This is a genomic window from Allobosea sp. 05T422_2 (assembly GCF_056396265.1).
Genome location: NZ_JBFTLD010000184.1, coordinates 1 through 13,272, shown reverse-complemented (window position 1 = coordinate 13,272; position 13,272 = coordinate 1). Strand labels below are relative to the sequence as shown.

The following is a 13,272-nucleotide window of genomic DNA, read 5'->3' as shown; positions in this document are numbered from 1 at the left end:
CCAGCAATGCGGCAATGGCAGGTTAGCTGGCTCGTGTGTGCGAGCCTTTTTTTCTATGCCTGGGAACAGCCGGCTCTTCTGACGCTCCTGCTTCTGTCTGCAACAATCACCAGCCTTGCAAGCTACGCGGTCATGAAAGGCGCGATGCCCAGGCTGAGCGCAACGGCCGGCGTCACGGCGAATCTGGCCATACTAAGCTTCTTTAAGTACAATCACCTTATTGCCGGGGCTCTCGGAGCAAATTTTGATCAAACCCCCTCGATAGGACAGACGCTCATCCTGCTTCCGCTTCCCGTCGGGATCAGTTTCTACACATTTCATGGTATTTCCCTCGTGGTCGATACTTGGCGAGGAAAGGTTCCGAAAGCCGATCCGTTCAAGCTCGGCCGCCATTATCGCAACACCCTGCTGTATATCATTTTCTTTCCGCAGCTTGTCGCGGGGCCAATCGTCAAGGCCGCCGAATTCATGCCTCAGATCGCAGGCAAGAGGTTCTCGGACATCGATTGGCGGACAGTGATCCACAATGTGGTCGTCGGCTTTTTTCTCAAGGTTGTCATCGCCGATAATCTGGCGCAGCAGACCACCTTCATCAGTTGCCCGGCCTGTCAGAATCTCTCGAGCGTCGATCTTGTGGCGTTGCTGATCGGTTATTCCGTCCAGATCTTCGCTGATTTCTGCGGCTATTCCTGTATCGCAATCGGTATCGCCGCACTGATGGGATATCGGCTGCCCGTCAATTTCAACCGCCCGTATCTGGCGGACAGCATAGCCGAATTCTGGCGCCGATGGCATATCTCGCTCTCGAGCTTTCTGCGCGAATATCTCTACATTCCGCTCGGCGGCAACCGGCATGGGAAGGTTCGAGCCTATGTCAATCTCATCGCCGTCATGGGGCTGGGCGGGCTCTGGCATGGCGCAGCCTGGAGCTATGCGGTCTGGGGCCTGTGGCATGGCGCCGGATTGGCGATCGAGCGGGCCTGTACCGCACCGGCATGGATTGCGAGCCGGAATCCAGTGCTGGGGCTACTGCGGGTCTTCGCCGTCTTCGCTTTCGTCACGCTAGGCTGGCTATTATTCAAGCTGCCTGATTTCGGGGAAGCGGTGCAGTACGTCTCGGCAATGTTCACGAACACGGATATCAGACCTAGCCTCCTGCGATGCCTCGTCATTGTGGCCTATAGCTTGCCGGTCGTTGCCTATCATCTGCTTCCGACATCGCGCTTCCGGTCGCCTGAACACCAGATGGCCGTAGAAGGCCTGCTTCTTGGCGCCATCATCCTGAACAGCGGCAGCTCAAGTGCCTTCATTTATTTCCAGTTCTAGGGTCGTACTCATCTCGGCCGCCTCACTGCTGGTCGCCTATGCGCTCGGCGTCGAGTTCCTGCGGCCGGTCGTGACACTCTACCCCGACCAGAATGCCTACAATCTCGCCAGGGCCGAACGCGCACTGATTGGAGAAGGCATGCTATCGACAATCCTCGTCGGCAGTTCCCTGGGGGTGCGCCTCCCCGACGATTGGCTGCCGGGCGATTGGATGAATCTCTCGCTCGGAGGCAAGGGCGCGGCGACCGGGCTCGCGCTTGTCGAGAAGGCTGGCCTGCGACCGGCACGGATCCTGGTGGAAATCAACACTCTCGACCAGCCGCTCGACCAGGCGCTCCTGATTGAAGCCCCGACCCCGATCCCCTTGGCGCTACGCAAATGGATCAGGGGCCTGCGGTTAGAGTATCGGCCGATAAATCTGCTTCTATCCAGCTTTGGACGGTTGCGGGGCTCAGCACACAACGCGGTGGCCTCGCGTAGCCTAGAAAGCGCTTGCGATGCGCTGCCCGCTCCCTCTGTGGCCGATGTCGTCTCGCCAGATATCGTGGCACGGGAAACGCAGCGGCAACTGACAGCGCCGGTGTCCGGAGATCTGGGGCAGAGGCTCGCAGAGCTGAAGGCGGCCATTTCGAGACTGAAGGCGCGTGGGATCGAGATCGTCCTGATTGAATGGCCGGTCGCCCCTGCCATCGCAGCCGCGCCCCGGCAGACAGCGGTCCGCGATGCGGTCAAGGATGCCTTTCCGGACTTCAAGCTCATCAGCTTCCCGCTCGCTCCGCTGCGCACAGAGGACGGCCTGCATCTTGCCCCCGTGAGCGCGCGCCGGGTCGCCTGCGACCTCGTGCTAAAGCAGGCTTGATCGGCCTCCCGCTCACCGCGCGCTGTCGCGGCGTGGGCGAGATGGCAGCGGCTGGGCCGAGACAGGCCGACACGATCATCAGGTCGCGTCGCACATGGATTCCTCTAGGCGCGGTGCAAAACGCAGAGTAAAACGGTATTGTCGTTTCGCCTCGCGAGATCCCGGACTGCGATCCCGCCAATTGCACTAGCGCCATTACGAAGCATCGCCGAAGCGGAGCGCGCTTCGCCGCTGCATGATTGATCTCGAGCGCAAACAGGACGATCAGATCCGCGCAAATGAAGGCGCCTGAAGGCTACGAGGGGCTGCTTTGTAGGAAAAGTTCGGTCCGGTGCTACGGGACCAACTGAGTGACGAGGAGCCGGGAATTGGGCAGCAGCACCGAAATCCCCCCAGCGGAGCAACCCGCCTGACGGCGTCGGACAGGCACTTCATTGAGAGTCGGTTGCCCGGCGTTGTCGGGTGGCTGCATCCAGACGCCGCGTACTTCACGACTTACCTGATGGGCCTGCAGGCAGAGACCGGCATACGCGGCCCGGCGCTTGAGTACGGCGTTTATCATGGCAAGTATCTCAGCCTGATGATGAACGCCTGTCTCAAGCAAGACGAATGGGTCGGAGGCTTCGACACCTTCGAGCTCTGCCACCCTGAAACCGCCTGGAAGCACGCCGAGGAATTCTTCGGATCGCGGGAGCGCATGGCCCTCTGGAAGGGCAGCACCGCCAACTACGACGCAGCCGCAGTATCTGCCATGATCGGCGCCCCTCCGCGGATCATCAGCGTCGATGGCGACCATACTGCCGAAGGCGCGCTGCACGATCTCCAGCTAGCCGCCAATGTGATGCTCCGAAGKGGGATCGTTGCGGCTGATGATATCTACAACCCATTCGCCATTGGTGTTTCGGAAGGCGCGTTTCGGTTCCTTCTGGCCAAGGACTGCCCGCTCGTCCCGTTTGCCCAGATCGCAAACAAAACCATGCTCTGCCAAAGGGCCGAGCATGCGTTCTACTTCGCCGGGGCCGCGGGCTTTGTTCAGGACTGTGCAGATCTTTCCGTGGTCGCCACATTCCGGGAGAACCGCCAGCAAGGGGAGAACTGGGTGATCCAACGACTGCTGAGCGTGGATGTCATGATCTTCAGCTGACAGGACGAGCGAGCCCAGCGGGAAGCTCCCGAAGCGCGCGTTCCTATTTCGACATGAGCCATCGTCGACGACTGCACCGACCTGGCGGTCTCCAAGCGCTTCGTCGACAACCGGGCCAGGGGAGAACGCTGGGCGATTCAGGAGCTGCTTGGGCGTAACGTTGTTCTTCTGAATTGAGTGGGGCTCGTCTTTCCGCGCGATCACGATCTCCCGGCGCAGTGGCGTGCCATGAGCCGAACCACCGCCGCAGTCGGTGATGCTGCCACCGTTGCCAGAGCCCGTCGACGGCGCCTATCCTTTCCGGGAAGAAGGCCTTGCCCTTTCGATGATCAATCGATACCGGATCAGATATGCATTCTCGTCGCAGCGCCCTCCTGCACCATTCATGACGACCTGGCGGCCCAGACAGTGACGGTCAGCTCATCACCGCAACGGGTTCTCCTCACGGGCGCTGCGGGCTTCGTCGGCTTCCACGTTACCGAAGCGCTGCTCGCACAGGGGATCCAGGTCCTCGGGATCGACAACCTCAATCCCTATTACGACCCCGCACTGAAGCAGGCACGGCTCGATCGCCTGACGCCGCGCAACGGCTTCTCCTTCGAGCGCATTGACATTGCCAACTATGATGCTTTCCAGGAGGGGTTTGCACGGTTTCGCCCCGACATCGTGGTCCATCTCGCCGCCCAGGCCGGCGTTCGCTATTCACTCGACAATCCTCGCGCCTATGCCAGCGCTAATCTCGATGGCTTCCTCTCCGTGCTGGAAGCCTGTCGACACCATCCGGTTCAGCACCTGATCTATGCGTCCTCAAGCTCGGTCTATGGCGCCAACGCCAAAGTGCCGTTCAGCGAGCATGATGGCGCCGACCACCCCGTGTCCCTCTATGCCGCGACCAAGCGCGCCAATGAGCTGATGGCGCATTCCTATGCGCATCTTTATGGCGTTCCGGTCACCGGCCTGCGCTTCTTTACCGTCTACGGCCCCTGGGGGCGGCCGGACATGGCCTATTTCAAGTTCACCAAGGCGATCCTCGAAGGCCGTCCCATCGACGTCTACGCCGAAAGCGGGATGAGTCGGGATTTCACCTATATCGACGATGTCAGCGAGGCGATCGTCCGGCTGACTGGAGAGGCGCCGATCCCCTCGCCCGACTTCAACCCGGCCTCGCCCGATCCTGCGACTGCCGCGGCGCCTTATCGCATCTACAACATCGGCAATCACACGCCGATCCGGCTCGATCGCTTCATCGCCGTGATCGAGGCCGCCTGCGGAAAGAAAGCGATCAAGCGCCATCTTCCGATGCAGCCCGGCGATGTGCCCGTGACCTATGCCGACGTCAGTGCGCTGGCAGCGCGCGTCGGCTTCAGTCCCTCAACCGCGATCGAGACTGGCATCCAGCGCTTCGTCGACTGGTATCGCGCCTATCACGGGTGACGCCGACCGGCCCAGCCCCAGATCGCTCAGAATGCCGAAGCCGCTGCGCCGCTCCGGGGGAAATTTCCCGTTCGGCAATCTGCCGGGCAGACCGGACATGACCTACAGAGTGCTCAAGGCAACCGCGCCCGGGGAAGCTTCACTCCGCAACAGCGATCGGGTTGACCGCGGTCACGCAAGCAGCACCTTCGGTCGTCGCGAAGCGCAGCATGCCGAGGAGATCGGCGTGAAGCGGGCGCTCTGCTGCGGCGGCGAAGGCTGGCCCTCTGCCTCAGGCGCCGCGCAGGGCGCCGTCCTCGAAGCTCTTCAGGAACCAGTGATAGAGATCGGCCAGTCCATCCTCTAGCGAGACTTGGGCTGTCCAGCCCACCTTCTGCAGCCGCGACACGTCCATCAGCTTGCGCGGCGTACCATCGGGCTTCGACGCGTCGAACGACAGGGCACCTTTGAACCCTACAGTATCGGCAATCAGCTGCGCGAGAGCAGCAATCGTGATGTCCGCGCCCGTGCCTATGTTGAGATGGCTCTCGCCTGAATAGTGCTTCATGACGTGCACTGCGCCATCGGCAAGGTCGTCGACATGCAGGAATTCGCGCCGCGGATGACCAGAGCCCCAGACCGGCAGGGTGGCGTCGCCTGCCGACTTCGCACGGTGCGCCTTCAGCATCAGTGCGGGAATCACGTGGCTACCGGCGAGATCGAAATTGTCGCCCGGACCATAGAGATTGGTCGGCATCACCGAGACGAAATMGCAGCCGTACTGCCGACGATAGGCCTGACATTGCTTGATGCCAGCGATCTTGGCGATCGCATACCACTGGTTGGTGTCTTCCAGCGGCCCTGTAAGCAAGGAATCTTCCGACATCGGCTGCGGCGCCAGCTTCGGATAGATGCAGGAGGAGCCGAGGAATTCGAGCTTCTTCACACCGGTTCGATAGGACGCCTCGATCACGGAGGACTGGATAGCGAGATTATCGTAGATGAACTCGGCAGGCCTCGTATCATTGGCGAGGATGCCGCCGACCGTAGCCGCCGCGAGGAAAACGACGTCTGGACGCTTGTCCGCAAACCACTCCTCGACCTGGGCCTGGCGGCGCAGATCGAGTTCGGAGCGCGAGGCGGTCAAGACCTCACAACTTTCGTTCTGCAGGCGGCGCACGATGGCCGAACCGACCATACCGCGATGACCAGCGACGAAGACACGCTTTCCGGTTAGATCAAACACGCCTGCATCCCTCATCAGCACGGAGCTTCAATGCAACCGTGCTCCTTGTATTGCCGTCGCTTAGCTTGCGAGACCAGTCGTCAGAGCGCCGACCGATCATTGCGGCCCTGTTCGCCCGCCACCACCCTGAGATCGCTCGCGACCATCTCGGCCACCAGCTCACGGAATCCGGTCCGGTGCGTCCAGCCGAGCTGGCGCTTCGCCTTGCTAGGATCGCCCAGCAGCAGCTCCACCTCGGTTGGGCGGAAGTAGCGCGGGTCGATCTTKACCAATACCTGCCCGGAGTCGGCATCGATGCCGGTTTCTTCGACACCTTCGCCCTTCCAGGTGATTGTCCTGCCGACCTCGGCGAAGGCAATCTCGACGAATTCGCGCACGGAATGCATCTCGCCGGTCGCCAACACGTAATCGTCGGGCTTGTCCTGCTGCAGCATCATCCACATGCCCTCGACATAGTCGCGAGCGTGACCCCAGTCGCGCTTGGCGTCGAGATTGCCGAGATAGATGCAATCTTGCAGCCCAAGCTGGATGCCCGCAACAGCGCGGGTGATCTTACGTGTGACGAAGGTCTCGCCGCGCGTCGGCCCCTCATGGTTGAACAGGATGCCGTTTGAGGCATGCATGCCATAGGCCTCACGGTAGTTCACCGTGATCCAGTAGGCATAGAGCTTCGCGGCGGCGTAGGGAGAACGCGGATAGAACGGCGTCGTCTCGGATTGCGGCGTCTCCTGAACCTTGCCGTAGAGCTCGGAGGTCGACGCCTGATAAAAGCGCACAGTCTCCGTCATGCCGAGGATACGGATGGCCTCCAACAGTCGCAACGTGCCAAGCGCGTCGGCATTGCCCGTGTATTCGGGGGTCTCAAAGCTGACCTGAACATGGCTCTGGGCAGCGAGATTGTAGATCTCGTGCGGCCGGGTCTCCTGGACAAGCCGGATCAGGTTTGTCGAGTCGGTAAGATCCCCATAATGCAAAAACAGTCTCGCATCAGAATTGTGCGGATCAACATAAATCTCATCAAGGCGAGCAGTATTGAAGGATGATGAGCGGCGTTTAATACCGTGAACAATATAGCCCTTTTCCAGCAACAATTGACAGAGATAGGCTCCGTCTTGGCCCGGCGCGCCAGTGATAAGAGCGACTTTCTGAGACATGTTTTCTAAGACCTAGTAGGAGCCTGTCACGCTTTCAAGAATGGCATTGCTATAAACACACAGAGCGGGAATGTCACATCTCTTTCGCCGCTAGCGCCGCCATATAAGAGCGTTTCGGCAGGTTCAAAAAATCCGAAGCAGGGCCGACGTCCAGGCGTCGGCCTGCGCCTGGAGGCTGAACTGGGTCGCCACGCGCTCCCGCCCGGCAGCGCCCATGGAATGGCGCAAGGCCGGGTCCTTGATCAGCCGATCCAGCCCCTCGACGATCGCCTGGGCCGTGAACTCCGTCTGTAGAATCGCCGTCCGCCCCTCATCGGCTGCTTCAACAATGCCTCCGGCTTTGAAAGCCACGACCGGCAGGCCGCAGGCCGCAGCCTCAAGAACGGTTTGCCCGAAGGCTTCCTCACGGGCCGTACCCACAAAGATATCGGCCGCGTTATAGACAAGCGCCATCAGGTACTCATCACGAACCAGACCAAACGCACGGGTGGAGGGGAGCCGGTCTGAGCCGTGGCCGAACACCATGACCCCGACATCGGCGCGTGCGCTCAGGGAATTCAACAGCTCGGCGAGAACTGGACCGCCCTTGCGCTCCTCCGTCACGTTGACGGAGCCCAGCAGCACCATCGGAGGCTCTGCCGGGACGCCCAACAGCCGCTTGGCCAGAGCCTTGTCGATTGGCGCGAAGAGACCGTGATCCAGGCCGAGATGGACGGTCTCGATTTTGACCGCATCCCCAAAGCGGGACAACGCAATGTCGCGCGTCCAGTCGCTGTTCGCAATCAACGGGATGGCGTCAGGGCCCGTGAAGACGTCGGCCCGGCGGCGCCAGGCCGGGGCTATCTCGTTGCGCGGGATCGAGGGATACTGCTCGGCCGTAGGGCAGTCCGCATGGCAACCGCCCTCGACATAAGCGCGACAGGGGCCCGGGTAGGCGCAACGCCCTGTCACCCAATGCAGGTCGTGCATATACGCGACAACCGAGAGCCCCTCGTCTCGCAGTGCAGGCAGGATATCGATCGGCCATGATGCACCATGGAGATTGCCGGCGATCACCAAGTCCGGATTCAGCGCTTTGACCTCAGCGACGACTCGCACGCGGATCTCCTCGTCGGACAACCCTGCCGCCGCGTGCACGTCGCTGAGCGAATGCACCCCTAACCAACGGCCAGTAGGCACCGTTTGGCTGATACGGGGAAAGCCGGTGTCGTGCCCTGGCTGCCAGCAGACGATCGCCACGTCCCACCCCGCTAACAGGAATGACTGAGCCTGGCGCCGGGTCGCCGTTCCGGCGCCATACTGGAAGCAGACGTCGTTCAAAATCACGACGCGAAGACGACCCTGCCTCGACAACTGCCCTTTCAGATGGCGCAGATTACCTCCATTCGCCGAGAGTCCGTTGAGCGCGACAATCTGTACCCCAGCCTCTTCGGCCGCCTTCCGCACCAGCCGAGGAAGAGTTGCATCCTTCTGCAGGACGATCAGGTCGGTCCTATTCATCGATGCGGGGAGGCCGAAGGCCACATGCGTCGCGCCACCGCCATGCAGCATCACTGCCGCCTGGCTGCTTTCCTGCGCGCTGCCAACCCAGCAAACCGATCTGCCGGCACGACCAAGCTCATAGAGGCGTTCGAGATCTTCGGCCGTGAGATGCCCCGGTAGCACCCTGGCGAGGGCGAAGGCGACCGGTAGAGTGCAGGGGCCCAAGCCGATCGCCGGGGCCGACCCGGCGTCATCGATCCTGGCAACAGAGAGGCGGGAGAGGCCAAGTCGGTAACTCATCCGCCGCAGCAGCACCGCCAGCCGGAAGGTGCGCTTCTCCCCGATCGTCGCCAGAAGGAATCCTACGATCTTGCGCTTCATCAGGGCAAACTCCGGGACGCCATCGAGCGGAGGGGCACATCGACGGAATCAATCGCGCMGTTCCGGCCATTATTCCTAACTTGGATGGTCATCACTCCATTTGAGCCTGAGAAACCGATAGTACTTAGGCGTGCAGCCGGCAAACGCGACCATTCGGTCCGCTCTGTCTCAACACTGTCGATTTTCATAATGTAGCGAAAACTCAGATCATCCTTCTGATCGACACCGAAGAGGCGCGGGCTAACGTCGATAACCGGCTTCTGGTCATGCCCGAAATTGCTGACCTCGTTGAAGCTGATGACGACATACCCGCTGCGTTCCGGATGTCGTGTCTCCACACCGTTTCCAGCAGCGAAAACCCATTCCGGCCCCAAGGCAAACATCAGACTGCCGATCAGCGTTAGGCCGGGAGAGGCCTTGTCGGTGATCCGGATAGGGATATCACCATAGACCGGAAACTGGCGGATCGGGTAAAGGTGAAGCGTCCTGTCCGCGGGCTGCGGCATAAGCATATCGCGATTGTACGCGATAAGCCTGCTTTCGGCATTGGGAGCCTCAATGAAATCCTTGGTCAGGTTGTTCGGCCTGATGAAATTACGAATTTGTGGATTAAAGGCCATGAAAAGCCAATTCGGCTGGCCCCAATTTATCAAGTAATGCGTCAAGCCATCTTTAGCCTGAGCAATCTCATCCGTTACTGACTTATCAATTGCTAATCCAGGTGAAAGAGGGAAGCTCGCACCTTGTACAAAGACAGCCAGCGAAGATCGGTAGGCATTATAAACCATAATATTGCAGGCAGTGATAAGATGCGTCACCCCTACAATGGTTATTGAAAAATTTCGCGCAGCCGACCAAAAACGCGACCCAATACGTGCAAAGGCAAAAACCCAGGCAGGCGATGCCACGATGGCTGCATAGGACAAATAGACGGGAATGCCATCGACGTACTTCGTCATCGACGCCCACGTCACGAACCAGGCGAACATGGACAGAGCAACCCACAGCCCCCAGGCAGGGGCCTCGCGCCGATGCGTCAACAGCCAGGCGAGAGCAACCAGAGCGACGAGCCAGCTAAATCCCAGATAAACGGTGTGTTCGTTGAACAACACCGCCACTCCGCCTATCACTCCTGTGAAGCGATACCCGACCGACATGTAGGCAGGGCCGTTGTTCACCCAACCGAACAGCGGAGCGATGGCAGCGTTGAAGCTGCTATAAAGCGTTTCCCTTCCTCCTCCCAGCGCCTTCGTGGGCAGCAGATCAGGCAGGGGAGCAAGGATGACCTGGGCCGAGTATAGAACCGTGGTCTGGAGGCTGACGGCCCAATCCCATGGCGTATTGAGCACCTGTCGCGCAAAACTAAACTCGGTGATCTGCCCGGTTGCGCGCAAATTGAGGATCATGAAGCTGGCGACCATGACAACCGCAAGCGTCACGCACATTAGCGCAACCACCGCGCCCTTGAACGACCAGAGCGGGCGCATGACGGCAAACACTTTGCGCCAATGCCAGGTAGCGGCAATCAGGACGGCAATGAGAAAGACCCAGTAGAAGTAAGCGTGGAGCTTCGTTCCAACGCTCAAACAGATACCTGCAAAGCCCAACAGAAGATCGAGCAAGCTGGCCTGTCGACTCCATCGGAACAAAAACAGCAGCCCTCCCAGCATCGCGACAGCCGCCAGGATTTCGTCATTCGTCGAAACCGCCTGAATCAAGACATTTGGGGTCAGCACGATCAGCCAAGCCGCAGCGACCGCCCAGACCCGGGGAGCACCGAAATGACGTGCGAACGAATAAGTGGCGACGGCGGTCATGAGCCAAGCGATGACCGTGGGCAGGTTGAACCAAAGAGGACCAAACTCGTAGAGCGCGAGCGGCCAGTACAGCAGCACGGCGTTGAGAGGATAGTATAGCACTCGCGGGTCAGTGCCGACACCAAAATGCTCAAGAGAACCTTTGGCAAGATACCAGAATATGCGCGGGAATCGATAGACTACCGTATCTGGATTATTGGCAAGATGCGTAGCGGCAACCAACAGAGTCAGACCGGCAAAAATACCTGCGGTCAGCAATAGGAAGCCAAGCAACCATTTCTCGAACGGGACAGACAGCCAACCAATAGCGTCAGTCCGCGGGAATGGCGCCCGTGGCTTCGCAGACCTCAATGCAAGAAAAAGCAGCAGACAAAGCCACAGCGACGTCAGAGCATAAAGCCACGTCACATTTAGCTTCGTAAACAGTGACAGAATGTGCCCCGTTACGACAAGGTTGCTCCAGATTGCGATGAACACCGCCACCACAGTGGTAGTGAACGGAAGCCGTAGCGTATGAAAACCATACGTCGTCAGGGCGGCGAGCGCCACGATATGAAAAGTGCCTAGTAGAGGTAGCATGAACCGGGCTCCGGGACGACGTGTGGTCCGTATCAGGCCACTGACGGACGTGTCCAGTGAACACCCGTGGAGTACTCGGCGAGCAACCGCCGAGCCTCCGGGATAAACGGATTCTCGCCGAACTTCGTCTTCTGCTGTTCGTGGATACGGCTKGCAGCGAGGAAGTCGGGGATATGTGCCACCGTGGCGCCGGCTGCCGCCATCCGGATCCAAAGATCATAGTCGAGGACGTAGTACAGATCGAGCCTCAGGCCGCCGCCGCTGCGGAGCCAGAGATCGCGGCTGAAGAAAACCTCCGGCTGATAGAAGAACGCTCCGCCCTGCCAACGATTGTCGAAATCCAGAAGCTCCTCCAGGGGCAGYGCGATCTTCTGACCGAAGGGTAGATGGTTGTGATGGGCGACGACGACATCCCGACCGTTCTGCTGCACCTGCTTGCAGCCGCCCACGACCATATCCGAGCCGTAATGTCGAAATGCCCTTCCCACCTTGGCGAGGGCGCCCGGCAACAGCAGGTCGTCGCTATTGAGCCAGCTCAGGACCTCGCCCGTCGCACGGTCGAAGCCCTTGTTCAGGCCATCCGATTGCCCGCGGTCACGTTCGATGACGACCTTGTCAAGGCGATCACGGTACCGCTCGATGATCTCGGCACTTCCGTCGGTCGACCCGCCATCGATCAAGATGAACTCGAGGTTCGGGTAGCCCTGATCAAGGATAGACCGGATTCCCTCCTCGAGAAAATCAGCCTGGTTGAAGCTCACCATGATCATCGAGATCTTGGGCCAGCTGAATCCGTTCAGCTCTGCATCCTTCGTGACCTCGTCGGATGGCGCGCGCAACACGGATGGCGCAGCGCGATAATATGCGAGCTGACCTTCGACCGCATCGGGCTGGCCCAGTTCGGCCGGCAGCGGATCCTGGCCGGACCTGCGGACGAGCAAAAGCGCCTGTTCGGGAAGAAGTCGCCCGCGCAACAGATTGAGGGCGACGCCACGATCGTCGAGATCGACCATGAAGGTCTTGATATTGGAGGCCTCGTCGGGTGCGTGCAGCGCGAGCCAACCGGCCAGGCTGTCAGCCTCTGGTCGGCTGAGAGCAGTGCTGGACTCATCGGCCGGCGCCACAGGAGGCTTCAGTCGGATGGAGCCGATCTTCTTCTGGTTCGATACAGCTTCGATATCGTTGGCCACCTGCCCGGCGGACGCGATGGCGACCGGCCCGAAGACCGCAGCCCCTGAAGCCATTTGCATGACAGGCCCCATGACAGCCGGGCGGCGCCGCCTGAACGAGCCGCGGGCCGCTCGGACCTGGGAAAGCACGGACGCCGCTGCGTTGAGGGTACCGGTGTGGCGAAGCAGGCTGACGAGCCTGCCCTTCAGGCTGACGGCATAGCTCAGCCGATCGAGCGAGTTGACCAACTGKGTGCTCTGCAGGGAGAGACGATCGAGCCGCTCGACCATGCGACTCTCGAGTTCTCCCAGGGCCGACCTCAAGTCGTCCTGCAACAGCGCTGGCTCGGGACGCGGTGGCCGCACGGCAGCGGGCATTGCAGTGATCTGGCCCTTAACCGCGACCGCCAGAGCGCCGGAGGCCGAGATTGGTGCGAGCGCAAATCCATGTCGAGCAAGCTCGTCCTCGGTGATATCGCCCCTGCCAAAGACAAGGACGCCATTCTTCGCCACCGCGCCAAGCGCAACTCCGAGATCCGAGGGCGGCAATGGTCCGCTCACGACGCAAGCCGCGACGTCGACCGCATCCTCGCCTTGGCCAAGAACGGCATAACCGACGGCTTGAAGAAGCGGCATCATGTGTCCGCCCTGGTCAAGCACCAGAATGCGGGCTGGGGGCGAGCAGTGCGCATAGAGCAGAAC

The 13,272-nt window shown here is 60.4% G+C and carries 10 protein-coding genes; 5 read left to right on the top strand and 5 right to left on the bottom strand.

From position 1 onward, the window contains the following. From AC1DJT_RS25240 to AC1DJT_RS25225, 4 genes are all read left to right on the top strand, one after another. The coding region (locus AC1DJT_RS25240) for an MBOAT family O-acyltransferase (protein ID WP_476835110.1) at nucleotides 1–1,326 on the top strand (1,326 nt) is incomplete at its 5' end. Then, entirely contained in the window at nucleotides 1,301–2,185 is an 885-nt protein-coding gene (locus AC1DJT_RS25235) for a hypothetical protein (protein WP_476835109.1), read from the top strand. The genes AC1DJT_RS25240 and AC1DJT_RS25235, both read left to right, overlap by 26 nt. Before the next feature lie 445 nt (nucleotides 2,186–2,630). Then, on the top strand, nucleotides 2,631–3,329 hold the full coding sequence (locus tag AC1DJT_RS25230) for a class I SAM-dependent methyltransferase (protein ID WP_476835108.1): 699 nt from the start codon (nucleotides 2,631–2,633) through the stop codon (nucleotides 3,327–3,329). A 408-nt stretch (nucleotides 3,330–3,737) separates the two neighbouring features. After that, entirely contained in the window at nucleotides 3,738–4,763 is a 1,026-nt protein-coding gene (locus AC1DJT_RS25225; protein ID WP_476835107.1) for an NAD-dependent epimerase, read from the top strand. 271 nt (nucleotides 4,764–5,034) lie between these two features. On the opposite strand, the gene fcl is transcribed toward AC1DJT_RS25225, so the two are convergent. The 5 genes from fcl to AC1DJT_RS25200 all read right to left on the bottom strand — a co-directional run bounded on the left by fcl (nucleotide 5,035) and on the right by AC1DJT_RS25200 (nucleotide 12,525). Then, entirely contained in the window at nucleotides 5,035–6,003 is a 969-nt protein-coding gene (gene fcl, locus AC1DJT_RS25220) for a GDP-L-fucose synthase (protein ID WP_476835106.1), read from the bottom strand. A gap of 65 nt (nucleotides 6,004–6,068) precedes the next feature. Further along, nucleotides 6,069–7,142: a GDP-mannose 4,6-dehydratase gene (gmd, locus tag AC1DJT_RS25215; RefSeq protein WP_476835105.1), complete on the bottom strand. Its 1,074-nt coding sequence runs from the start codon at nucleotides 7,140–7,142 to the stop codon at nucleotides 6,069–6,071. A 123-nt stretch (nucleotides 7,143–7,265) separates the two neighbouring features. Then, entirely contained in the window at nucleotides 7,266–9,005 is a 1,740-nt protein-coding gene (locus AC1DJT_RS25210) for a glycosyltransferase (protein WP_476770820.1), read from the bottom strand. After that, nucleotides 9,005–11,401, bottom strand: a complete 2,397-nt coding sequence (locus tag AC1DJT_RS25205) for an ArnT family glycosyltransferase (RefSeq protein ID WP_476835104.1) — start codon at nucleotides 11,399–11,401, stop codon at nucleotides 9,005–9,007. Before AC1DJT_RS25205 ends, AC1DJT_RS25210 begins: the two co-directional genes overlap by 1 nt. A 32-nt stretch (nucleotides 11,402–11,433) precedes the next feature. After that, on the bottom strand, nucleotides 11,434–12,525 hold the full coding sequence (locus tag AC1DJT_RS25200; protein ID WP_476835103.1) for a glycosyltransferase family 2 protein: 1,092 nt from the start codon (nucleotides 12,523–12,525) through the stop codon (nucleotides 11,434–11,436). 222 nt (nucleotides 12,526–12,747) lie between these two features. Here AC1DJT_RS25200 and AC1DJT_RS25195 point away from each other — a divergent pair. Continuing rightward, nucleotides 12,748–13,272 (top strand): hypothetical protein (locus AC1DJT_RS25195; protein ID WP_476835102.1); only part of this gene is annotated, 525 nt, incomplete at its 3' end.

What these genes read in the sequence shown, in the direction of transcription:
- AC1DJT_RS25210 (WP_476770820.1), bottom strand. Translation starts at nt 9,005, where the DNA reads ATGAAGCGCAAGATCGTAGGATTCCTTCTGGCGACGATCGGGGAGAAG.